Source organism: Kitasatospora sp. NPDC096204 (assembly GCF_044763205.1).
Classification (GTDB): Bacteria; Actinomycetota; Actinomycetes; order Streptomycetales; family Streptomycetaceae; genus Kitasatospora.
In genome coordinates this window covers 34311-56254 of record NZ_JBIWFT010000008.1, presented here as the reverse complement: position 1 = coordinate 56254, position 21944 = coordinate 34311, and the positions used below count along the sequence as shown (strand labels likewise).

Genomic DNA, 21944 nt, shown 5'->3' with positions numbered 1-21944 from the left:
GTCTTCGCAGACGTTTATTCGGACCTGCTGTCGTTTGATTCGATAGGTGATGACCTGAATGGGTTTCTCCTAAGTCGGCTCCTCCTCGCAGGAGTGCAGTTCGCTGGCTTCGACCAGTTGAGCCAGGGTCACGGTGTTGTCGTCGCAGCAGTAGCAGCCGCCGGCCGCGGCGAGGCCATCGCAGGGCGCATGCGTCAGGACCACGCCACCGTTGTCCAAGCCCTCAACCAGGTACTCGTCAGCACCCATCAGCGCTCCAGCAGGCAGCGGGCCGGCATGTCGCCGACGCGGGACCAGGACCACAGCGAGCAGGGGGCCGACGACCAGATCCAGAGGGATGACATCAGCAGTGCGAGTACGGCCACGGCGGCGGCAAATGCCTTGAGCACAGAACTCCTTGGGGGATAGAAGAGGGGGCCGGGCCTCTGCCCGGCCCCCGAGCTCACGGGGAATCCCTCTTACTTGGCCTTGAACGAGCCGTCGTCCTGCTTCCACAGCGGGGCGCACTGTGCGGCCTTGTTCGGGGCCTGGCAGAACATCGCGCTCCAAGTGCCCTTGTCGACGAGCTTTCGGCCGTGCTCGCACTGGTCGTCACCCAGGCCAGCCGGCGGCTTGCTGACCACCCGACCACCCTCGAACCGCTTCTGCGTCGCAGCGGGAGTGCCGCCACTGCCCTTGTGCTGATCCCGGGTGTACTGGGCAGCCTTGGCGGTGAGGTCGATCAGTCCGGTCGCCTTCAGCGCGGTCAGCAGCTCGACACCACGCTCCGCGGTCTCCTGTGCGGTGTGCCCCCACACGGTAGGGGTCAGCCATTCGGCTTCGAAGCCCCCGGCGGCCTTGAGCGTGAATCCGATCTTGAACGGGGCAGAGCTGGTGACTGCGGTCGGGGTCTGGGTCACGGGCGCCTCCTGGGCGTTGGGGATAGGGGAATTCGCGGCCGGGGACGATGGCTCGTCCCACGGGCTCCGCTCGTCGAACGGGTCGGGGTAGTTCAAGTTGGGGGGCTCCTTAGAACGGGGCGGGGGTGGCGTACTCGGCCTCGGACAGCATCCGGACCAGGGCCCGGACGTCCGTGTCGGTCAGCAGGACCTCCAGGACCCCGGACTGAGCCGAGATCATCAGGTAGGTCTGGCTGTCGGGCTTGTCGTCGTAGATCACAGTGGCCGCGAACTCGGCGGCGTCGGCTACCCGGGTGTACTGCTTGCGGGTCTCGGTCACCGGCCAGCCCTCGCCTTGCTGCGGATGTGGGAGTTCATCGCGACGGCCAGGGCGTCGACACCGCGCTGAGCGGTCTTGGACTCGCCCGACGAGGCCGGCGGCAGGCCGTAGATGTAGGTCCGGGTGATGGCCTCCCGGTATTCGGGCTTCAGCTTCCGCATGGCCGCTCCGGCATCAATCCGAGCACTCGTGATGTTGTCCGAAATCCGGCACTGGGTGAGATCATCCTTCCTGCCAATCATCTCTCCGATTTCCTCATCCGTGTAGACGAAGGACTTCAGCGTCATCCGGACCTCATCCGGCGTGTAGAAGTACTGGCCGTCCATCAGGTCCTTCTGCATCTGCTCGCGAGAGGCGTAGGACTTGGCGGCCCTCCAAGCCACCTGTCGCAGGAAATCGGAGTCGTCGGCCCGCTGTTCCAGGTGGCTCCGCTGTTCCATCATGTGGAGCATGATTTCCTGGTGGACGTCATCGACCTCGACCACCGGCCACTTCCGGGCCAGCTCGCCAGCCACCTTGCGGGAGATCTCATTGACCTTCTCCCAGTTCATTTCTGCCACTAGGCAGCCTCCCCCTTTCGTGGTGCGAACTTTCCGCCCGCCCGCTTGATCTCCCCATATCGCTGGCCCTCGACCACAAAGGACCCATCCCGTTCCACCGGAATGGCCTGCGGCGTGGCCGAGTACTTCCCGGCGTAAAGCAGACCGAATCCGCTCTGCCAGTTGGCCGGACCGTTCCGCAGGTATCCGGCCTGTCGAACGTCCATCAGGTGTCCAACCTCGAATCCGTAGATCGTGGTCAACCGCCCGTTGTGGCCGGTGGTGTGGGGCGAAATGGCCAGTCGGTGAGTGTGACCCATGATCACGCTCGTTCCAGCCTTAACGGCCTTGAGCCTCGCGGTTGCCCCCGGCACCTGGCTCATCCCGGGCGACTCGTGCCCGTGGACAGCCACCCACCCAGGCGCGATCGGGTAGTACGGGGGCGCCTTCTCCCAACCATGGTCAGCCAAGGCCAGCAGGTTTTCCATCTTGTACGCGGTATCGTCTCGGCCGAGCGCCGGCGCCCGGGACAGGAGGTACTTCTCGGGGCGCTCGTCGTGGTTTCCGCCGAGAATCTTCTTCGGCCCGGCGAATACCTCGCTGATCGGCTGGATCAGGTTCTTGATGGTGTAGCACGAATCCCGTTGCACACCACCGTCGTACTCGGCCGCGGTACCAGCCGACCACCGCGACGGAGCCGGGTAGTCGGTTGCATCGCCGATCTGCACGACCTCATCGGGCTGGTATTCCGCGATAAACTGGATCAGATTCCTCAGAGCCCGCTTGTCCTCAAACGGCATCTGGAGGTCAGAGATTACTACGATTCGCCGCAAGCAGCCTCCTCCTTTTCGAGCTGTCGAATTTCATGATTGAGGTACCACCGCGCCTTCTTGAGATCCTCAAGGGCAGCACCCTTCCGGCCGGCCCGCAGCAGATACTTGAGTGCGTTTCCGCGGACGAAGTCGAAATGCCTGGTGATCTCGATGACCTCGACCGGCAGCCACGTGTAGTGGTCCGGATGGTCTACCGGGTCACCTGTCACGCGGCCTCCAGTTCGTCATCTGCATAGAAGGCCGGCCCCGACCCCGGATTATCGTCCAGGATCACGGACGTTGCCGGCAGGAATTCTGCGTAGTTCGGTACGTGAATGGTGCCGAGCCATCCGTGGGTGGGGTCGTCCGCGATCACACGCACCCGAGCTCCGGCTTTCCACTTACTGATCAAAGTCCGAGCTTCTTTCGGTAGGAATCCACGCCTTCGGCGTGGATGAATGAATTGATGTCGTGATCGTCGCCGAGCACGATGACGACCCCGTTCGGCGTTTGGGCGGCTCGCTTCTCTGCCGCCTTGATTCCGGCCTCGTCCCCGTCGGCTACATGGAATACCTTCTTGTAGCCGACCAGTGGCAGATTGAAATGCGGCTCCCAAGCGCCCGTTCCTTGAGCTGCGACACAGGGCACCCCAGCGAGTTCCGATGCCTGCGTGTCGAATTCACCTTCTGACACTACGATGTACGGAGAGGGGATAATCAGTGCACCCGTGTTGTAGAGCCGAGGGCTGTCCCCAGGAAGGGACTGGTATTTCCCGTGCCCCTCGTGCTTTTCTTTGCGATTCGGGGCATAGTAGTTCCCTTCCTCGTCCTTCACGCAGGTATCTCGGATGCATCTGAACCGCACGGTCGCTACCCCGTGTTCACCGCCCGCCGGCCGTCGGTACGGGATGGCCAGCATCCCCCGGTACCGCTCATGGCCAATTTGAGCCGAACCGACGAATCCCACCCCGAAGTTGGGTGCCACTTCCACCAGTCCGCGGGCGGCCATATAGGCCTCGGCGGGGCTTCCCCGGTACTGCTGGTGGTAGCTCTTCGCTGCTTCCACCGAACCGTTCACATGCGAATTCGCACGCTTCCCTGAACCCAATACCCATCTCCCTCCGGATTACATCGATTCCGTCCTCTGAGAGGTCACAGACGAAACACCCCCATCGAGCCTTTTCGGTGTTCGCGGAGGCGCTCGGGTGTGACTCCGCATGCAGGGGACACAGGATCTTCTGCCAGCCGGTCCGACCCTCTTCGAGCTGGATGCCGTAGAAGTGCGCCAGGACGGTCGCGATCGCCGGCTTCATTCCTCCCCCTTGCTCTTGTCGAAGGTGAACCGGGGCCCCAACACCTGCCAGGCCGGAAAGTTCTCCAGGTAGTCAGCTGCTCTCCGGAGGACTTCGGGGCGATCCCGCGCCCCTCGGGCGAGCAGTTGCCCGTTGCAGCGGTTGCAGAGCAGGCCCCGGATGGCTTCGGTGCGGTGGCAGTGGTCCACGGCCAGGTTCGTCCGTCGGGTCTCCCGGCAGATCGCACACCGGCCGTCCTGGGCGGCCAGGAGCAGGTTGTACTCCTCGGAGGTCAGGCCGTAGGTGGCCACCAGGCGCGAATTCCGGGCCGCCGATCTCCGCCGGCCCCGCTTGCAGGTCGAGCAGATGCGGCCTCGGAGTCCCACGAAGAAGCGGTCAGCCCGACTCTTTCCACAGGCTGTGCACAGTCGGTAGCCCTTGCGTGGTTCAGCCACGCTTCCGCAGCACCGCCTCAAGGTAGAGCTGCTGCTGGAGGTCGGTCAGATCCCGGGCGAGGCCTTGGAGATAGGTGAGCGGGACGACCGCCCAATCACGCTCTCCCTCGTCTCCGCGGATCGAGATCGCCGCGACCTGGAAGCTATTGCCGAGCCGGAGCAGATCCTTCGCCAGGCGCCGAAGCCGGAGCCGGCGGCGGTCTTCCACGGTGAGGACGACGGCGACCAGGCCCCCGCCTGCCTCTCGGATCGCCTCGGCCGTGATGGTCGGCTCCTGGTCGAGGAGCACGTCCACGATCTCTCGGTCGATGGTGTAGCCGCACGCGTTCATGAATGAATCCCCCTCAGAATGATGCGTCGGCCGGCACAAGGCGCATGCTGACGCGGTCAAGTTCATAACTGCTGTAGGTCTGGCCGGAGGAATCCTCGAATCCCTCACGGTTTTTCACCGGGCTGATGTGCAGGAGCCTCCCGTCCATTCCATCGATCTCCTTGTGGATGGTCAGGATCACCGAAGGGACTCGGCCGATCTTGCCCTTTACCCCACTCAGCGGGATCGGCCTTGTGCCGTCCGAGTGCTCCCCAGTTACATGGTGTAGAGCCAGGCAATGAGCCCCGGTTTCCCGAGCCATCTCGGAGAGGTACTCACACAATCCCTCCAGAGAGAACGTGAACGACTCGGCGTCCCCCACATCGCCTACATCCACATTGGTGATGTTGTCGATGACGATCAGATGTGGGTAGCATCCGAAAACCTCGAAGTACGCCGCGAGGGTGACCTCAAGGTCTGCCAGGGTTGGCCGAGCCTCATAGACGAACCGCACCCACCAGCGCTTCCCGAGGACTTCCGCGTACTCCTCGAAGTCGTCCTCAAGAAGCCGCCTTTTGACCTCTCTCACGTCGGACCCGGTGATGATGGCCGTAGCCCTGCTGAGCTGCGTTGCCGCGCCGGAGTCAGCTGAAAAGTAAAGGGCCGGCACGTTGCCGTCGAGCGCCAGGTTCAACGCGAACAAGCTCTTACCGGTGCCAGGGCCCGCAGCTGCCAGGCTGAACTCGCCGCGCCTGAACTCGACTTCGAGTTGACTGAGTCCCTTGAACGGGTGCGGGATCGGTTCACCCGCTGCCCCCCTGATGTCCACGGACTGCGTCAGAGAGTACATCTCAACCTCCCTCGCGACAAGTTTTGCCTCAAAAAAAAGTGCCCGCTAGCCACGGGCTCACCCCGTGAATGGAAAACTAGCAGCCAGACTCCCTCGCGACAAGTTTTTATCGAAAAAAAGAGCACTTGTGCTTCACGTCACAAAAACGGCACAGGAAGCCGGGCCTCGCCGGGAAGTCGCCGGCCCTGACTCCAGAGTCCATGGTTGCGAAGCGCTCACCGATCACATTGACGTCCGTCTTGCTCAGGTCCAATGGTCTAGACAGCCCACCCTTTTGGGCAAGGTACCAGTCACCCGCAACCACCTGCACGTTGTACTCCAACTGGAGCGCGACGCCGTAGGCCTCCAGCTGAAACTTGCTCTTGGTCGACCCCGTCTTGATGTCCCGCACCCTTGCCGTGCTGGCGTCTTCCCGAAGAACCTGGTCGATGAAGCCACGAACAGTCACGCCCCCGATCTCGACCTCAAAGCCGAGTTCCAGGCCGGGTTCACCGGTGGCCGTCGACCAGATTGCCGGCCGATGTTCATGGGCCCACTCCCAGTACCGCCGCGTCTGTTCTTGGCCAAGGACGTATCGCCGTTCGATGTCGGCAGCACCTGAGCCGGAGGCCGCCAACCAGCGGTCCGTATCGGGCTCCTGTTCTAGAGCCGCGTTGATGGCAGCTGCGTACTCATCCGAGAACAGCTGCACAGCTTCCTCGACCCCCATCTGTCGCCCGGATCGCTCGATGGCCTCGGCCGCGGAATGCATTGCGGTGCCGTGCATCGACCAGGCCGCCGGCAGCGGGAGAACCTTCTCGACCCGTCGCAGGTAGTACTGATGGCCGCACTTCTCGTACTGCTCCACCTGACTCACACTGCGAGGCATCTTGCCAATATCCATCAAACCACCTTACTCGGGTCAATACGGACATATGTGAAGGCTGAGCTTCCCGCAAATCGCGGGTGGGGACGGGCAACGTTCAGGCGTTCAACTACAAGCTCGTCCAGCCGGCGCCCATACCGCTGGAGAAGCAAGGCCTCCAGGTCGACCAGCTCCATGACATCGTCGTCGCCGCAGTTGCTTGCATACGCAATGTCCCAGTACTCAGCCCCCGACTCCATGGTGTGGTGGAGCATCAGGAGGTTGTCAGTTCGGATCGTGTGAACCGCGATCGAAGCTCCGGTCGCGCCCATCGCACTCGCGTTACTGCGCGACAGGGTCATGCTGGACATTGGCCCCCTCCTTCGTTCGACCACGCAGAGTAGTGCAGTAGCTGCGCAGCAGCCATCAATTTATCTCACGGCGCACTGACAATCCCTCGCGACAAGTGTGGCCGTAATCACTACAACCATCCATCGATCCCGCAAACTTACGGTGCGTCAGTTAATGAGGCGTCAGGAAACACAAAGCGGGCCCCATGTCAACGGGGCCCGCAGTGTCTGACGCCAACCGTCAAGCAGTCGGCTTTTCGTCCTCTGGGGGTAGCGCGAGCATCTCAACTGCGCGCACGCTCGGAGTCGGCCGATCATCAGGCCATCGAACGACAAGATCGCCATCCGATGGCAATCGTTGGTCGAATCTAAATCCGGCCTCAGACTCCGGCAGGTAGACGAGCACTTCATTGCCCAGTCGGATTCGACGTTCAAAGTTAATCGCAGCCCTGACCTGGCGATCGCTCAGCTCGTCACCCTGCTGGTGTCTCATCCAGACTCTGAGCATCTGAATGGGAGAACGATTGTGATGCCCATTGCCGTGAACGCCCGGCCAGAGTTCGGCCAGAACTTCGTTCACATCCTCAAGGTGCCGGGTACGTCGCAGGCCCATCTTGCGAAACCTATCGCTAACGGCTTGCTTGGTTGCCCCGTATCGTGCCCCAATTTCAGAATCTGTGAAACCTAGCACATGGAGCTTTGAAAGTTCGGCGTCGCTAGGGAGCTTTGCCATCGGGTCCCTTTCTCGCCGCCCGCCAAGGATCTATGCGCCTACTGACGCTGACACCGTACAGCAGGCCCTCCCTCGCGGCAAGTTTTAGCTGGATCGAAAGTCTGTTCGGCCAATCAATGTGACCCGCGTCTCACTTCAACAGATCGCGTCCTGGAGCCGTCTACGGGGACACATACGTCTTTAGTGAGAGAACAAACAAGAGAAAAAGTCTCAAACTTCTCATTAAAATTTACCTTGGTCTACACCAAGAGGCCAGAAACCAACCAAGCGCCCTGTTTTGACCCCCTTGTAGTAGAGATTTCAATCTTTCCGAGGTTGAGGTCCAGGGAACGGCCCCGGCTGCCAGAACAGCATCCGGCCGGGGCCACAGACCATCGGGAGGTGACCCTGCCCAGAGCCGCATCTATCTGTCTGGTGAGCGGGTGTACCTCCCGGACGGCTCGGGACGGACGGTGCACCGACCACCAGCTCCGCCGGTCCTGGGACCGGACCTCGGCCCGCAACGCTGGCCGGCCGAGCGACTGGTCGTCCCGCCGCGTCCGGGTGCTCACCCGCGACCGGTGGCGCTGCCAGCGTTGCGGGGTTCGTGAGGAACTGGAGGTCGATCACCTCCTCCCGGTCGCCCAGGGCGGTGGCTGGGAGCTCGAAAACCTGTGGACCCTCTGCCGACTGTGCCACAGGATGAAGACCTACCGGGGCCGCTGAAGCGGTCCAACTGGACGTAGCTCAGGTGGTGAGAGCGCTCCCCTGATAAGGGAGAGGCCGCAGGTTCAACTCCTGCCGTCCGGACGAGGTCCCCGTGCCGCGTAACACGGGTTTTGCAGGTGTAGCTCAGTTGGTAGAGAGCAGCGGTCTCCAAAGCCGTGAGCGGGGGTTCGATTCCCTCCACCTGTGCCATGCGGGTCGCTCCCGCAGGTCCCCGAAGTTCTCCCTGATCAGGTGACGGAGGGGCGGTGCTGGTCGTCCAGCGGCCTAGGACTCCTCCCGTGCAGGGAGGAAGCACCGGTTCGAATCCGGTCCAGCACACACATCAACTGCCCGCCCTCGTGGCGGGCTTCGTCGTTCCCGGAGGTGGCCAGTGACCCGAGGGCCGCAGCCGAAGCCGAACGCGATCCGGAGGAACAAGCACCCGCACGCCCAGGAGCTGACAGCCGGCGCTCAGCCTGGCCGGGAACTCCCCCGCGGCCTCGGCATCAAGACGGCCGGGGCCAAACGGTTCTGGAAGACCTGGGCTGAGGCACCCCAGACGGCCACATGGATTGAGACCGACTGGGCTGAGCTGGAGATCACCACCAAGCTTGTTGACGCTCTGTACCAGGGCGACCTCCGGCACGCGGGCGAGATCCGACAGCGAACGGCCAAGTGGGGTGCGACGACCGAGGACCGGAGCAGGCTCCGGATGAGGATCGAGGACCAGGACCAGGACCAGGACCAGGATGCCGACCAGGCGCCGGCCGAGGCGTACGACCTGGACGAGGAGTTGTTCCGGCTCCTGAGCGAGGAACAGCAGGACAGCTGAACAGGGGGTGGTTGGGTGCCGCAGACCGGCAACATCCCCTCAGGTGTCCCGCACCCCTCCCGCTCCCTCGGCTACCAGATCATCCGGTGGGCCCAGCGATACATCCTCCAGCCGGACGGCGAGAACGCCGGCCGGCCCTTCCGCTTCTCCCCCGAGCAGCTCCGCTTCGTCCTCTGGATGTACGCGATTGACGACAAGGGGAGGTGGCTTTACCGGTCCGCAGCGCTTCGACGTGCCAAGGGCTGGGGCAAGACCCCCCTCCTCGCCGCGCTCTGCATCGTTGAATTTATCGGGCCCTGCCGGTTCAGTCATTTCGATTCCAACGGAATGCCGGTCGGCAAGCGCGTTCCGCTGCCGCTGGTCCAGATCGCCGCCACTTCCCTCGATCAGACTGCGAATACGCGGGACATGATCCGCGGCATGCTCGCGGAATCCCCTGCCGAGGCCGAATACGGCATCGAGATCGGCAAGGGGCTCATCCAGTTCAAGGACGGGCGCCCCGGACGTATTGAGCCCGTAACGTCCTCTTCTCGCGGTCTTGAGGGGGCGAGGCCCACCTTTGCTCGGCCCCCGGCAGAAACGTTCCTGTCGGGGGCCGGGCCATGTCTTCGTAGTTTGCGACGAGGTACACCACTGGATTGAATCCAATCAGGGTGTCTACGTCTGGGAGACCCTGGACCGCAACGTCCAGAAGACCGCGGGTGCGGGCAGTCGCCTCATCGAGACGACCAACGCCTACAACCCCAATGAGAACAGCATTGCCCAGCGGACGCATGAAGCCGTCCTGGCGGGTGCCGGCCGTCTCCTCTACGACTGCGTCGAGGCCCTTGGAGAAATCGACTTCAAGGACCGGGAACGGGTCGTCGCGGCGGTCCGTGATGCTTATGGTGATTCGTTCTGGGTCGATGTCGACGGCATCGCCGATGCGATTCAGGACCCCCGTACTCCCCCGGCGGTTGCCTACCGGTTCTATCTGAACAGGATTCAGGAGAATGCGGACGGCTGGATCTCCAAGGACTCCTGGTCGGCGTGCTTCACCGAGGATGACCCGATTCGCCCCGGTGACCAGATCGCCATCGGCTTCGATGGTTCCCTCCGAGGGGACGCAACCGGGATTGTCGGCTGCCGCCTTCGGGACGGCCGGCTCTTCACGATCCACCTTCAGGAGAATCCACGAGATCCGAACCAACCGGATTGGGAGGTTGACGTCCTGGCGGTCGAGGCCGCCATTGGTCGAGCCTTCCGGGATTACCGGGTCGAGTGGATGTACGCCGACCCGCCGTATTGGCAGGAGGCCATCGGTCGTTGGTCGATTGAACACGGCGACGACCGGGTTTTCGAGTACTGGACGAACCGGCCTACCCGCATGGTCCAAGCAACCGAGCGATTCAGTTCCGCGGTTGCCGTCCAGGATCTCTCCCACGGGGGAGACGAGGATCTGACGCGGCACATTCTGAATGCCGTGACCCGAGAGGTTCCGCAGGGCACTCTCATCACCAAGGACAGCCCCCGATCCAAGAAGAAGGTGGACCTCGCGGTCTGCGCGATTTTGGCCTTCGAGGCCCGCGCAGATGCCATTGCCGATGGTCGATTGCAGATTAAGCGCAAACGCGTAGTCGGGTTCTGAAGACCCCGCAGAGAGAGGGGTCTTATTGCCAGGACTTTCGATACCGGGAATCGGTTTCGCACCGACCACCCCGCGTGAGTGGCTTAGCTATCTCCAGAGCAAGCTGGTCCGGGACCGGCCGACGTTCCGGTTCTACTCCGACTATTACGACGGAAACCACCAGCGGCTGGCTTTTGCCCAGGCCCGGCACATCAACGAGTTCGGCCACGTCTTCGAGAAGTGGCGGGACAATTTCTGCGGCCTGATCATCGACTCCGTCAATGAGCGAATGTCCATCGACGGGTTCCGCATGACTGACGAACCGGACGCCGACAAGGACGCCCGGGACATCTGGCAGCGAAATTTCATGGACGCCGAGGCCAACGCCGGCCACCTGGACGCCATGGTCCAGGGCTCCGCCTACGCCGTGGTCTGGGCGGGCGAGGACGGCCGACCGACGATCACCATGGAGTCGGCGGAACACCTGGTCGTGCAGTACAAACCGGGTTCCCGCCGGCAGCTTGATGCGGCCGCGAAATTCTTCTCGGACGACTGGGGCCGAGAATGGGCAACCCTCTGGCTCCCTGACCGGATCTACACCTGGCAAGCGGGCACCTTCGGCTGGGCCGAGGGCGCCGTCTCGTCGGAGAAAAATCCGCTCGGGGAAGTCCCGGTGGTGCCGCTCAACAACCGGTCCCGGCTGACCAGCAACCCCTTCTCCGACCTGGCCTCGGTAATCCCGCTCCAGGATGCCACGAACAAGGTTGTTTCGGATGCGCTGCTTGCCTCCGAGTTCGCGGCCTGGCCTCAGAAGTACGTGACCGGCCTTGAGGTCATGGAAGATGCCGCGGGTAACCCTGTGGAACCGTTCAAGGTCGCCGTCGACAAGCTTCTCCAGGCCGAGGACCCCCAGGCAAAATTCGGCCAGTTCGATGCCGCCGACCTCGGCAACTACGTCAAGCTAACGGACATGCTGGTCCAGCACATGGCCAGTACCAGCCGAATCCCGTTCCACTACTTCCTGAACGGCGGCGTTGTCCCGTCCGGCGAAAGCATCACAGCTGCCGAGGCCGGCCTCATTGCCAAGACACGTGAGCGCATGCTCCATTTCGGGGAATCCTGGGAGCGCGTCATGCGTCTCTGCTTCAAGGTTCTCGCGGACAAGCGGGCAGAAGCCTGGGGCGCCGAGGTCATTTGGCGTGACCCGGAAAACCGTACGGAAGCTCAGCACATGGACGCCCTGCTGAAACTGAAGATGATCGGCGTCCCCATGGACCAGCTCCTTTCTGATGCAGGCTACACGCCGCAGCAGATCGCACGGTTCAAGCAGATGCGCGAGGACGAGGCCAAGGCCGAAATGGAATTGGCCAGGAAGTACCCGCGTCCTCTCCAGCCGCAGCACGATGCGGCTGCTCTTGACGCCAAGAAGGCGGCGACGAAGCCCCCGCAGGGCAATTCCGGCAACACCGCACGGAAGCTCAACCCCGTGAAGGCCTGACCCGCCCCGAACATACCGGCCCCGAAATGGGGCCTTTTCTCTCTCTGACGAATGGAGTAGCCCATGACTGCCAATCCCCCGGACTCGACCCCGGAGGGTCAGCCTCCGGCCACCGGCCAGACCCTGCCGACCATTGAGCAGCTTCAGGCCGAGGTCGACAAGTGGAGGGCCCTTTCCCGCACCAATGAGAAGCGCTGGAACGACACATCCAGTGAGCTGGACGCGCTCCGCCAGGAGCGGATGACCGAGGCCGAGAAGGCCTCGGAGAAGGTCCGGGCCGACACCCGTACGGCCGTCCTCGCCGAGATGGGGCCGCAGTTGGTTGAGGCCGCGATCACCTCGGAGGCCGCCAAGGCCGGCATCGAGATCGGTGACCTCCGCTTCACCGACCTGAACCAGTTCCTCGACCAGGACGGCAAGGTCAACAAGGACCTGGTCGGTGAGTTCGTCAAGAGCCGAACCGACGGCAAGCCGGTCTACGCCCAGAACCTCGGTCTCGGCCGCCAGGGCGGCCCGGCCGCCGGCCAGCTGTCCCGCGGTGACCTGTCCCGCATGACCCCCAAGGAAATCCAGGAAGCCCGCAAGGCCGGCCTGCTCGACGCGCTGATGCGCGGCGCCCTCTGAAACGTTAGGTACCCGTTTGAGCTTCTATTCCCAGCCCGGCAACAACCCGGGTGCCGGCAAGTACCAGACCACCACCGGTCATTTCATTCCCGAGGTCTGGACAGCACAGCTTCTGTCCGACCTCGAAGAGAACCTGGTCCTCAGCGCCTCTCCCTTCACCAATCGGGACTACGAGGGCGAGTTCCGGCGCGAGGGCGACGTCGTCCGCATCCCGCACTTCGTGGACAACACGGTTTCCGACAAGGGGATTGTGAAGGCCTACGGCGAGATCGGCACCGCGGACCACGCGGCGCTGGAGTACATGAAGATGGTCGTCGCCAAGGGCTCCAGCTTCCACCTGGAGATCGACTCCATTCACCAGCTCCAGACCAAGGCCGGTATCGACCTGATGTCCAACCTGGTCGCCCAGCGCGCCCGCGCCTCGGCCCTCGCCATCGATGAGCTGGTGGCCCTCACCCTGCTCGCGGGACTGGCCGGCAGGGATCTGAACGGCTCGGAGGACCGCAACGCCACCGTCTCCGGCCTGCCGAACCTTGAGCTCGGTCCGATCTCCACCGTCCAGGCGGCCGACACCGGCCGGGACGCCAAGGAGCACCTGAGCGTCTACGACTACGTCGTCTCGATGCTGGAAGTCCTGGACACCCGTAGCGCGCCGCAGGATCGTTGGCTGTTCATCTCCCCGCGGATGCGTTCCCTGCTGCTGCGCGACCCGAAGTTCATTGACGCCAGCCAGCACGGTGGTTCCGGCTCCGTCGTGGCCTCCGGCCAGATCGGCACGATCCTCGGCCTGCCCGTGATCGTCGCCAACGCGCTCGGTAGCCACGCCCGTCCGAACTCCCCGGTGATCCGCAAGGGTAACGAGAAGTTCAAGGCGGTCGACCTCTTCATGGGTTCGACCTCGGCTGTTTCCGTCGTCGTTCCGTTCGCGGAGATGGAGGCCTACCGGCCCGAGAAGAAGTTCACGGGCGCGGTGAAGAGCCGCATCCTGTACGACGCGAAGGTGTGTCGTCCCGAGCAGCTGCTCGTTGCTCAGGGTGTCGAGGCCGAGATCAAGGCCCATAACGCCACGGTCACCACCCCGCCGGCCACGAAGTAATGCGCTTCGCCACTCTGGAGGATGTGGCCGCCCGCCTCGGGCGGCCCGTCCAGGCGGACGAACAGCCCCGTGTCGAAGCCCTGCTGGACGACGTATCAGCGCTCATCTCCGAGTACTGCAATGGGAGTTGGGACAGGTTTGCCCCTCCGGCCTCATTCCGGGCGATCACCTGCCATGAGGTGATCCGCTGGCTTGCGGTAACTCCCGGGGTGGTCGCCGAGAGAACGGGTGAGCTGGAGGTGCAGTTCTCGGCTGCCGCCACCGTCTTCGGCCTCTCCGAGGCGGCCAAGGCCTCCCTGCGTCGCTACCGGCGCTCCCTCGCCTCTGTTCCCCTGGCCCGGGAGGTGTCGCCATCCGACACACCGAGCCCATAGAGATCTGGCGTGCCACCCTGGTGCCGGATGCATACACCAGCCGGCGCGACTGGGACCGGGCCGAACGCGTCTGGTCGGGGCTTGCCTCGGTCCAGCCCGGCAAGTCGTACACCGTTCGTTCCCCTGAGCGGGAGACCACGGTCGACCGGGTGCTCGTCTATCTCCCACCTTCCGCTGATGTCGACTCCGCGGATCGCATCACGGTGCGCGGGATCAAGTACCAGGTCGAGGACGAGCCGGCCCGCTGGTCGGGCGGCCGGCTTCCCCACGTGACGGTGAAGGCGGTGAGGGTCAGGCGATGAGCAAGGTGACACTTCGGATGATCGCCGGCTGGGAACGCGAGGTGCTGTCTACCCCGCAGGTCCGGGACCTGGTGGAGTACCACGTTGCTCGCATCGCCGAGTTGGCCATCAAGTCGGCTCCGAAGGCCTCCCACAAGGCCAACTGGAACTCGATCAAGAGGAACATCGAGGCCCTGATCACCCTGTATGACACCTGGTACGGCCAGGTGATCATCGAGGCCGAGCACGAGGTTCGTCATGCGATGCTCCAGGAACGCGGCTGGAAGGACCGCAAGGGCCGCCGGCACCCCGCCCGCCTCTTCCTGAAGGCCGCCCTGGAGAAGGCGAGGATTGAATGATTGATCCCGTCACCGTCGTCTGGGAGTACCTGAGTTCACTGCCCGACTTGCCGCACGGCTCCGTCACCGGCGACCTGGTCGGCCGCGAGGCCGGCGAGACCACCGTCTACCTCGCTGAATCAGGCGGTCACCGCCTGGTCCGGGACCGGATGGACCGGGCCGACATAGAGTACGACGTGTACGCCGAGGACCGCGCAGAGGCTAAACGCCTCGCGCTCCTCGTCCGCCAGGCCCTCCTTGAGAGGCTGCCCGGCCAGGAGGCCGGCGGCGCCTTGGTGCTCGACGTCGCCGAGGTCTCCCGGCCCCGCTATTACCCAGACAGCGTGAGCCGAGAGCACATGTACGGCGGCGAGATCGCGGTCTTCTACGTCGTGGCCTGAGGCATCCTGCACAGGACATCGGGCTCGACCTCGCCAGTCTCCGTGTTGGTGACGGGTTCCCACCCGTACCGGGAGTACCAGGCCGTCAACTCCTCGGAGTTCAACCCTTCCGGCCCCGGTTCGACGGAAAGCATCAACACCACCTCGTCTTCGTCGGCCGCAGTGGTGATCTCCTTCAGCAGCTCGCGCCCCCATCCCCTCCCTTGAAAGTCGGGATCAACCCGGATTTCCGTGAGGATCGCTACGGCGCCCGAGTCCGGGTCACACAGCAGTGACGCGTAGGCCTTTCCCTGGTGATTCACATAAGCACTCTTCATGGACGCCAGCCTACTTCCCATGCCCCAACGTTCCGGGGTTTCCACCCTTTCCCATACAAGCCCCGTGGCCGTGTGCTACGGGGCTCTTTCATGCCCGGAGGCCAGAGCCTATGGCTAATGACGCCCAGAAGATCCGTTTTGCTCCGAACGGCAATATCTACGTTGCGCCTGCCCCAAACAACCTGCCTGGCGGAACACAGCTGCCGGTGGATGTCGGCGATGGCAAGGCGACCCCTGCCGGCTATCGCGCATTTGGTTACGTGGATGAGGGCGGCGTCACGATTACGCCGTCCATCGAGACCGATCCGGTTAACGCATGGCAGAGCGCGACTCCGATTCTGTACAACGTCAAGTCGGCTTCGATGCAGATCAAGGCGACCCTTCTGGAGACCAATCAGCTCACCTCTGAGCTTTTCTGGGGCGCCGCATGGCTGCCGGTAAAGGATGACAAGGGTGCGGACACCGGCACCTACCGCCTCGACCTTTCCAGCACTCCTGACCTCCAGGAAATCAGCCTGGTTGTGGACTGGTCCCAGAAGGGTACTTTTTACCGCTGTGTGATTCCGCGGGCGATGATTTCGGACCGTGGTGCGATTACGCTTCAGCGCACCGAGGCACAGAAGTACGAGCTCACCATCAGCGCCCTGGACGCTAATGGTTCGCTCGGTTATGTCCTCACTAATGACAATGTCAAGGGCACCGGCGGCGGGGTTACTCCGCCGGCCCCGTTCGCTTCCACGGTCGCGGTTCCGGGTTATGCGTCGAATGACGGATCCGCCGGCTCGTGGACGGCTCGTGTCACTGCTACGGGCATTACCAGCCCGGCCACGGTAAAGGTGCTCAACGCGGCCGGCACCGCTTTCCAGCTTCAGACCACGCTGAACGCTGACGGCAATTTCGATGTGACCATTCCGAAGGGTCAGACGACTGCCGAGCTCAAGATCACTCACGCCGGTGTGGATTACTGCTACACCGTTACCGACAAGACGCAGGTGGGTTCTTCGAAGACCTGCACTGTCGTAACCGGCTAAACGCCAACGGCCCCTGCCGGGGAGGGCAATATTCCCCGGCCCCAATTCTTCCCTTTTAGATACTGGAGTCCCCCATGGCTGTTGCCAAGAAGACTGCTTCCCCGAAGACTGCCGCCGCTAAGGCGGAGGCCACCGACGAGCCGACGACTTTCGAGCACGCCGGTATTACCTTTTCGATCCCGGCTCCGCTTGATATGCCACTGGAGATTCTGGAGGCCGAGTCCGAGGTCGAGGCGGTCCGCCTGATCGTCGGTGAGGAGGCCTGGGCCGAGTACCGGGCGACTCGCCCCACGATCCGGGACTTCCAGGCCCTCGCCGAGCGAGTCAACGAGGCGGCCGGCTCGGGAAACTGATCGCAACCGTCCGCGTCGTCCAGGAGCACGGCGAGGCCCTGGAGGCCGATCTCCTGGAGCACTTCGGGGTCGATCTCCTCGACCTCTGGCGCGGACGGCTCTCGCTTCGCCGTGTACACGTGCTGATCTCCGCCCTGATGACCAAGCCGGGCCGTTCCGCGCTCCTGGCCGACATGGATGAGACGACCCAGTGGGGCACCGCGGAGCACCTTCTCGCCCGTGTCTCCGATGCCCTCGAACTCTCCAACTTCCTTTTCATCAAGGCCAATTCAGAAGACGCGGCGGACCTTCCGATCCCTGATCCGCTCCCACGACCCGGCAGCACAGAACCCGAACTCCCCACGCCTGAAGCGCACTTCGCCGAGGGCGCCGAGGTTGCCGACTTCTTCTCACGAATGAATTCTCTCTGACCCCAGGAGGGCTGCATGGCTCCGTCTACTCGCGGCCCGATCAAGGTCGGCAGCGGCTACATCGACGTCTTCCCCAAGATCACCTCTGAGGCCTCGCAGAAGTTCCGCGCTGAGCTGATCAAGCAGATGGAACGGGCCGGGGCGGAGGCCGGCAAGGTGTTCGGCACCGCCACCGCCGAGGGAATGTCGGGTCTCCCGAAGGCGGCGGCAACAGCGGCTCGAAAGGCGAAGGCCGCCATCGAGGAGGAGGGCAAGGACAGCGCGGCCGTCCTGGCCGCCATCGAGCGGGATCTCACCAAGCAGTTCGGGACCGAGGCCGCGAAGCGCTTCCGCGAGGCACGGCAGCTTGAGACCCAGAAGCAGGCCCTCGCCGAGGAGACCAGCACGGTCACCCAGCGGGCCCTTCGTACCGCCGTGCAGCAGGAGACCGAGGCTGCGACCGCCCGGTCCCGGGCCACCCAGGCGACCGAGAGGGAACGGGTGGCGAGCCTTCGCCGGCTCGCTGAAGAGGCTGCTCGAACCGCCCGCGCAGAGCGCGCCGAGCGACAGCGCGCCCTGGAGGACGAGGCCCGGATCGACCGGGAGATCGAGGCGACCCGACTCCGAATGGAGCGGGAGACCCAGGCCGCGATCCGGGAGACTGCCCGCGTCCGACAGCAGGCACAGCAGCAGGCCATCCGCGGTGAGCTGGCCCAGGTGGCCGCCGTCCGCGACGGCCTTCGCCAGCAGCTCGCCGAGACCCGTTCCACCCTGTCTCAGATATCGGCCTCGCACACCTCCCTCATGACGACCATCGGCCGGGGCTACAAGAAGACTTTCGAAGGCGTCGAGAAGTTCGGCACGGGCCTTTCCGAGTCCGGGCACCTGATCACCAATAACCTCGTTGCACCGCTCGGCCTTGCGGCCGCTGCCGCGACGACTTTCGGAATCAAATCCGCGGACGCCATGATTTCGGCTCAGACCGGCCTGCGGGGAATGGGCATCGAACTCCGAGACGTCAATACCCTGCTTCAGGACATGACGCAGTACGGTGTTGAAACGCCCTACTCGGTCAACGACATGCTGAAGTACGGGACGCGGTATGCCCGCGCTAACGCGGCCCACAATGAGAAATTCGCCTCCAGCGATCCCCTGGTAAAGTCCGAGGGTTCGCGGGAAGTCGCCAACCGGTCTGTCGACATGGTCCGCATGATCGGCGACAGTGCCGCGTACGGCGGCGTTCTCGACCCGACCATGGTTTCCCAGGGCATGTATGCCCTGGAGGTCATCCAGGACATGGGGCGAACTCCGCTCCGCAACCTCAAGCAGCTGGAGCGGGCCACCGGTATTCCGGCCCAGCAGATCGCCAAATTGGTCGGCTTCAAGGACCGAGCTTTCACTCCTAAGGAGTTGGAGGCCCGTGAGAAGATGACCAAGGAAGCGGGCGCTGTCCTTGAACAGCCGAAGACCTACGAGGCCTCGGCTCAGCTGATGGATTTCATGGCGAATGCCAAGGACACGGGCGGTCTTTCCGGTGAACAGCTCATCCAGAAACTCCTGGAGCACTGGCGAAGCGATCCGAACATCCAAGGCGCCGCTAAGCGGATGGGCGGCGCCACAATCTCGGGCCGCATTGAGAATATGAAGGAGCAGGCCCAGTTCCGCCTTGGCCAGCTCTTCTACAGCGAGGGCGAGGACGGCTCTTACAACTACACCGGCCTCGGCGAAAAGATCATGGGCCACAAGGTCACGGACGATACGGGCACCCGCTTCGAGGGCGGACTACTCAATGACGTCCAGGACATCGGCAAGGATGTCTTCCCGACCTTGAAGCTCATGGTCGAAAAATTCATCGACGCCCTTTCCAAGTTCACGTCGTGGATCAAGAAGGCCGCCGAATTTCTGGAGGAGCACCCGGCCCTTAGGGACATGGTCCTCAAGGCTGCTGAACTTGGCGCGGTCTTCGGCCCGCTCGCAATTGCCGCTGGTGTCCTGCTGAAATTGGTCGGGAAGGCCGGCAAGTTGGTCGGCACGGTGGCCACCGTCGCGGCCGCCCCGGTCAAGGCCGCCGGCCGTGGAGTCCGCGGTGCGTCCCGTGTCGTCCGGCAGGCTCGGGCGGGAGTGGGCTCCCGTGGCGACGGCGACGGCTTCTTGCAGGGCTACCGGAACCGTCGCGTCGAGCTGACCGGAGGCACCAGCGGCGATGAGCGCCGAATCCGCAACGACGTTCGGGAACTAGAGCGGCAGATTCGCGAGGCGGACGCCAGGACGGCGGAGCTCCGCCGAGACCTCCAGCAACTCAATAACACCCAACTCCTCTCACTCATAGCAGAGTTGTCGGGGGGGAACCACAGCGTCGAAGGCGCGGCGCAGAGCGCACGGACCGAGGTCCACCAGGTCCAGACTCAGGGGATCGAGCCCCTGAACAGGTCCAGCCTTTCCGGCCTCCGAGGCGAGTTCACCAGCACCCGCCCGGACGTCGAGCGCCTGGTGACCTCCATCAAGGATGCTCAGCGCGAGATCGGCCAACTCGACGGCAAGAAGCTGGTGGGCCTGAAGGTCACTGTCGATAGTGCGCACGGCGCCGTCACAGACCTCCGGCTCAAGATCGAGGAGACGTCCCTCTCCGTCGGCCGGCTCGACGGGAAGAACCTCAACCAGCTCAAGGCCGAGTTCGTTCAGGTCCACGGTGCGGCTGATCAGCTTCACGAGAAGATCGGGCAGGGCACGGGAGCAACCTCGGTGGCCGGCCGCGTTGGGCTGCTCAACCAGCGCACCCTTTCGGGCCTCCGCGGCGAGTTCGATCAGACCCTCGCGGCTGCGGACCGAGTCCACGAGAAGATTGGCCAGGGAACCGGCGCGGGATCGCTCGCCGGCCGTATCGGGCTCCTGAATCAGAGGTCCCTTAGCTCGTTGAAGAACGAGTTCGACGGTGTCCACAACTCTGCCGACTCGGCTTACAACAAGGTGGGCCAAGGCACGGGTGAGGGCTCTCTCGCGGGCCGAATAGGTCTCCTCAATGGCCGCTCTCTGGCCAGTATTCGGGAACAGGTTGAGAAGCTTGGTAGCGCGCTGAGCACGGCTCACACGCATGCCAACAACCTTGACAACTCGATCGACAAGATCTCGAAGAAAGCTCCCGGTGGTAGCTCGGGCGGTTCGAACCCGTCGAAGCCGGAGCCGCCAAAGAAGAAGTATGCGACTGGCGGCATTCTCCCTGGCTATGCGCCAGGTGTAGACACCATTCCCGCGATGCTCTCCCCGGGTGAGGCGATTCTCCGCCCAGAGGTCACCGCGGCTCTCGGGCCGGCGCTGATTCACTCCTGGAATGCTGCCGCCCGGAAGGGGCAGCTCAGCCGGTTCGCCGGCGGCGGTATTGCTGGTCGCCTCGGGTTCGATGATATCCGAAACGCAATTCAGCTTCAGAACGTCCTCCCGTACGCCTCTGCTGCGGCCAACGTCATGTCCTACTCCAAGGCGAGCGACGATATCGGCGGCGAGGTCCAGGGTGGGCTCCTGCGCGTCGGCTCTAACGCCTCGAAGTGGGTCGGCAGCGGCGTCGCGGACCGATTCCGCGACATCTACCAGTTCGTCACCACGGATTCTTGGGGAATGCTTCGCCGAGTTCCTACGGTCCTTGGCCAGGTCGCCGGAATCGTCGGCGGGTCCATTTCTCCAGTGCTCGGCCAGTATTTCTGGGATGACGTCTGGAAGGGTAACGGAAACATCCTCAACCGAGGAAAGTCGTTCCTTTCGGACACCTTCTCTGCCCACACTCTGAAGGAGGTCATCTCAAATCTCGGCGGCGGAGTCTGGGAGTCGATCAAGTCGATCGCCGGATCGGCGAAGGATCTGATCACTGACCCCATCGGCACCGTGAAGGAGGGCGTTAACGGAGTCTGGGACGTCGCCTCTGCCGAGGTCGATCAGGTCGTTGACATGGTTCAGGCTGTCAAGGATATCTGGGATGCACCCGGCGATTATGCCTGGTCCGTCCTAGAGGACGTCATGAGCACCGCCAAGGAGGCGCTGCCGAATACCGAGGGCCTTTTCGACTTCTCGTCCGGATCTAAGATTTCCGCCTCCATCCCGGTTTCCGATTTGGACTGGCGGGACATGGTGGGTGGGCACCTCGACCCGACCGGAGATCAGGTCACCCGCTGGCGCCCGACCGTTCAGCGAGTGCTCTCCGAGCTGGGCATCGACCAGTCCTATACAGATCTGATCTTGCACCGGATCAAAGTGGAGTCCGGCGGCGATCCGAACGCGGTAAACCTGTGGGATAGCAATGCGCTTAACCCGAATATCGGTCCTTCCGCAGGCCTCATGCAGACAATCCAGGCCACCTTTGACGCCTATGCCGGCCCGTACAAGTACCTCGGCCGACTGAATGGCCTTGCGTCCATTTATGCAGGCGTGAACTACGCGACCCACCGGTACGGGGCGAGCTGGCCGAACGCCCTCTCCGGCAATCAGGGGTATTGGTCAGGGACGCTCTCCGCGTCTCCAGGGCTTCGCCTGGTCGGCGAGCACGGGCCCGAGCTGGTGAATTTCCGTGGAGGTGAGCGGGTGCACGATTCCGCGGACACTCGACGGATGCTCCAGGGAAAGTCCTACGAGATTCACGTCCACGAGGCCAAAAGCGAGGACACCACACAGGCCGTTCTTCGCGCCCTCCAGTATGCGGAGGTTATGTCAGCCATGTAGCCATTTGG

The 21944-nt window shown here is 63.5% G+C and carries 30 protein-coding genes, 3 tRNA genes and 1 pseudogene; 17 read left to right on the top strand and 17 right to left on the bottom strand.

The window, feature by feature from the left end; genetic code table 11:
• Window positions 1-69: 69 nt before the first annotated feature.
• From ACIQ87_RS10960 to ACIQ87_RS10885, 16 genes and pseudogenes are all read right to left on the bottom strand, one after another.
• Window positions 70-249, bottom strand: coding sequence for a hypothetical protein (locus tag ACIQ87_RS10960; protein WP_402404748.1), 180 nt, complete (start codon window positions 247-249; stop codon window positions 70-72).
• Window positions 249-389, bottom strand: coding sequence for a hypothetical protein (locus ACIQ87_RS10955; RefSeq protein ID WP_402404745.1), 141 nt, complete (start codon window positions 387-389; stop codon window positions 249-251). The genes ACIQ87_RS10960 and ACIQ87_RS10955 overlap by 1 nt, the downstream gene beginning before the upstream one ends.
• A gap of 69 nt (window positions 390-458) precedes the next feature.
• Window positions 459-995: a hypothetical protein gene (locus ACIQ87_RS10950; protein ID WP_402404743.1), complete on the bottom strand. Its 537-nt coding sequence runs from the start codon at window positions 993-995 to the stop codon at window positions 459-461.
• Between the two features lie 13 nt (window positions 996-1008).
• Complete coding sequence (locus tag ACIQ87_RS10945; RefSeq protein WP_402404740.1) at window positions 1009-1218, bottom strand: hypothetical protein; 210 nt, start codon at window positions 1216-1218, stop codon at window positions 1009-1011.
• Entirely contained in the window at window positions 1215-1769 is a 555-nt protein-coding gene (locus ACIQ87_RS10940) for a hypothetical protein (RefSeq protein WP_402405133.1), read from the bottom strand. Before ACIQ87_RS10940 ends, ACIQ87_RS10945 begins: the two co-directional genes overlap by 4 nt.
• An 8-nt stretch (window positions 1770-1777) precedes the next feature.
• Window positions 1778-2557, bottom strand: a complete 780-nt coding sequence (locus tag ACIQ87_RS10935) for a metallophosphoesterase (RefSeq protein WP_402404738.1) — start codon at window positions 2555-2557, stop codon at window positions 1778-1780.
• A 17-nt stretch (window positions 2558-2574) separates the two neighbouring features.
• A complete protein-coding gene (locus ACIQ87_RS10930; RefSeq protein ID WP_402404735.1) occupies window positions 2575-2799 on the bottom strand; it encodes a DUF3310 domain-containing protein in 225 nt (74 codons plus the stop codon).
• Complete coding sequence (locus ACIQ87_RS10925) at window positions 2796-2945, bottom strand: hypothetical protein (protein ID WP_402404732.1); 150 nt, start codon at window positions 2943-2945, stop codon at window positions 2796-2798. The genes ACIQ87_RS10930 and ACIQ87_RS10925 overlap by 4 nt, the downstream gene beginning before the upstream one ends.
• Window positions 2946-2977: 32 nt before the next feature.
• Window positions 2978-3646, bottom strand: coding sequence for a toprim domain-containing protein (locus ACIQ87_RS10920; RefSeq protein ID WP_402404731.1), 669 nt, complete (start codon window positions 3644-3646; stop codon window positions 2978-2980).
• A gap of 46 nt (window positions 3647-3692) precedes the next feature.
• Window positions 3693-3881 (bottom strand): annotated as a pseudogene (locus ACIQ87_RS10915) (CHC2 zinc finger domain-containing protein); the annotation flags it as partial.
• Window positions 3878-4171: an endonuclease VII domain-containing protein gene (locus tag ACIQ87_RS10910; protein WP_402404729.1), complete on the bottom strand. Its 294-nt coding sequence runs from the start codon at window positions 4169-4171 to the stop codon at window positions 3878-3880. The pseudogene ACIQ87_RS10915 and the gene ACIQ87_RS10910, both read right to left, overlap by 4 nt.
• Before the next feature lie 136 nt (window positions 4172-4307).
• Complete coding sequence (locus tag ACIQ87_RS10905) at window positions 4308-4646, bottom strand: hypothetical protein (RefSeq protein WP_402404726.1); 339 nt, start codon at window positions 4644-4646, stop codon at window positions 4308-4310.
• A 13-nt stretch (window positions 4647-4659) separates the two neighbouring features.
• Window positions 4660-5475, bottom strand: a complete 816-nt coding sequence (locus ACIQ87_RS10900) for an AAA family ATPase (protein WP_402404724.1) — start codon at window positions 5473-5475, stop codon at window positions 4660-4662.
• 106 nt (window positions 5476-5581) lie between these two features.
• Entirely contained in the window at window positions 5582-6358 is a 777-nt protein-coding gene (locus tag ACIQ87_RS10895) for a PD-(D/E)XK nuclease family protein (protein ID WP_402404722.1), read from the bottom strand.
• Window positions 6358-6690: a hypothetical protein gene (locus ACIQ87_RS10890; protein ID WP_402404719.1), complete on the bottom strand. Its 333-nt coding sequence runs from the start codon at window positions 6688-6690 to the stop codon at window positions 6358-6360. Before ACIQ87_RS10890 ends, ACIQ87_RS10895 begins: the two co-directional genes overlap by 1 nt.
• A gap of 220 nt (window positions 6691-6910) precedes the next feature.
• On the bottom strand, window positions 6911-7249 hold the full coding sequence (locus ACIQ87_RS10885) for a hypothetical protein (protein WP_402404716.1): 339 nt from the start codon (window positions 7247-7249) through the stop codon (window positions 6911-6913).
• Between the two features lie 336 nt (window positions 7250-7585).
• Between ACIQ87_RS10885 and ACIQ87_RS10880 the strand changes: the two genes are divergently transcribed.
• The 13 genes from ACIQ87_RS10880 (at window position 7586) to ACIQ87_RS10820 (ending at window position 15139) form a co-directional block, all read left to right on the top strand.
• On the top strand, window positions 7586-8107 hold the full coding sequence (locus ACIQ87_RS10880; RefSeq protein WP_402404713.1) for an HNH endonuclease: 522 nt from the start codon (window positions 7586-7588) through the stop codon (window positions 8105-8107).
• Between the two features lie 10 nt (window positions 8108-8117).
• Window positions 8118-8191: transfer RNA gene (locus ACIQ87_RS10875), tRNA-Ile, on the top strand.
• 31 nt (window positions 8192-8222) lie between these two features.
• A tRNA-Trp gene (locus ACIQ87_RS10870) sits at window positions 8223-8299 on the top strand.
• 56 nt (window positions 8300-8355) lie between these two features.
• A tRNA-Ala gene (locus ACIQ87_RS10865) sits at window positions 8356-8428 on the top strand.
• 52 nt (window positions 8429-8480) lie between these two features.
• Entirely contained in the window at window positions 8481-8921 is a 441-nt protein-coding gene (locus ACIQ87_RS10860) for a hypothetical protein (protein WP_402404710.1), read from the top strand.
• A gap of 15 nt (window positions 8922-8936) precedes the next feature.
• Entirely contained in the window at window positions 8937-9563 is a 627-nt protein-coding gene (locus tag ACIQ87_RS10855; protein WP_402404708.1) for a hypothetical protein, read from the top strand.
• The gene (locus ACIQ87_RS10850; RefSeq protein ID WP_402404706.1) at window positions 9481-10548 is read left to right on the top strand and encodes a hypothetical protein; all 1068 of its coding nucleotides are present in this window, start codon (window positions 9481-9483) and stop codon (window positions 10546-10548) included. The genes ACIQ87_RS10855 and ACIQ87_RS10850 overlap by 83 nt, the downstream gene beginning before the upstream one ends.
• A 25-nt stretch (window positions 10549-10573) precedes the next feature.
• The gene (locus ACIQ87_RS10845) at window positions 10574-12025 is read left to right on the top strand and encodes a phage portal protein (protein WP_402404703.1); all 1452 of its coding nucleotides are present in this window, start codon (window positions 10574-10576) and stop codon (window positions 12023-12025) included.
• Between the two features lie 63 nt (window positions 12026-12088).
• Window positions 12089-12649 (top strand): hypothetical protein, encoded by a 561-nt coding sequence (locus tag ACIQ87_RS10840; RefSeq protein WP_402404701.1) that lies wholly within the window; start codon window positions 12089-12091, stop codon window positions 12647-12649.
• A 16-nt stretch (window positions 12650-12665) separates the two neighbouring features.
• Complete coding sequence (locus tag ACIQ87_RS10835; protein ID WP_402404698.1) at window positions 12666-13745, top strand: hypothetical protein; 1080 nt, start codon at window positions 12666-12668, stop codon at window positions 13743-13745.
• A gap of 394 nt (window positions 13746-14139) precedes the next feature.
• The gene (locus ACIQ87_RS10830; RefSeq protein WP_402404697.1) at window positions 14140-14421 is read left to right on the top strand and encodes a hypothetical protein; all 282 of its coding nucleotides are present in this window, start codon (window positions 14140-14142) and stop codon (window positions 14419-14421) included.
• On the top strand, window positions 14418-14759 hold the full coding sequence (locus tag ACIQ87_RS10825; RefSeq protein ID WP_402404694.1) for a hypothetical protein: 342 nt from the start codon (window positions 14418-14420) through the stop codon (window positions 14757-14759). Before ACIQ87_RS10830 ends, ACIQ87_RS10825 begins: the two co-directional genes overlap by 4 nt.
• Complete coding sequence (locus ACIQ87_RS10820) at window positions 14756-15139, top strand: hypothetical protein (protein WP_402404692.1); 384 nt, start codon at window positions 14756-14758, stop codon at window positions 15137-15139. The genes ACIQ87_RS10825 and ACIQ87_RS10820 overlap by 4 nt, the downstream gene beginning before the upstream one ends.
• Here the strand turns inward: ACIQ87_RS10820 and ACIQ87_RS10815 are convergent.
• Window positions 15124-15456 (bottom strand): GNAT family N-acetyltransferase, encoded by a 333-nt coding sequence (locus ACIQ87_RS10815; protein WP_402404689.1) that lies wholly within the window; start codon window positions 15454-15456, stop codon window positions 15124-15126. The genes ACIQ87_RS10820 and ACIQ87_RS10815 overlap by 16 nt on opposite strands.
• A 110-nt stretch (window positions 15457-15566) precedes the next feature.
• Between ACIQ87_RS10815 and ACIQ87_RS10810 the strand changes: the two genes are divergently transcribed.
• The 4 genes from ACIQ87_RS10810 (at window position 15567) to ACIQ87_RS10795 (ending at window position 21936) form a co-directional block, all read left to right on the top strand.
• Window positions 15567-16487 (top strand): hypothetical protein, encoded by a 921-nt coding sequence (locus ACIQ87_RS10810; RefSeq protein WP_402404686.1) that lies wholly within the window; start codon window positions 15567-15569, stop codon window positions 16485-16487.
• A 74-nt stretch (window positions 16488-16561) separates the two neighbouring features.
• On the top strand, window positions 16562-16840 hold the full coding sequence (locus tag ACIQ87_RS10805) for a hypothetical protein (protein ID WP_402404684.1): 279 nt from the start codon (window positions 16562-16564) through the stop codon (window positions 16838-16840).
• A gap of 119 nt (window positions 16841-16959) precedes the next feature.
• On the top strand, window positions 16960-17250 hold the full coding sequence (locus ACIQ87_RS10800) for a hypothetical protein (protein ID WP_402404681.1): 291 nt from the start codon (window positions 16960-16962) through the stop codon (window positions 17248-17250).
• Window positions 17251-17265: 15 nt separating this feature from the next.
• Complete coding sequence (locus ACIQ87_RS10795) at window positions 17266-21936, top strand: transglycosylase SLT domain-containing protein (protein WP_402404678.1); 4671 nt, start codon at window positions 17266-17268, stop codon at window positions 21934-21936.
• Window positions 21937-21944: the final 8 nt, after the last annotated feature.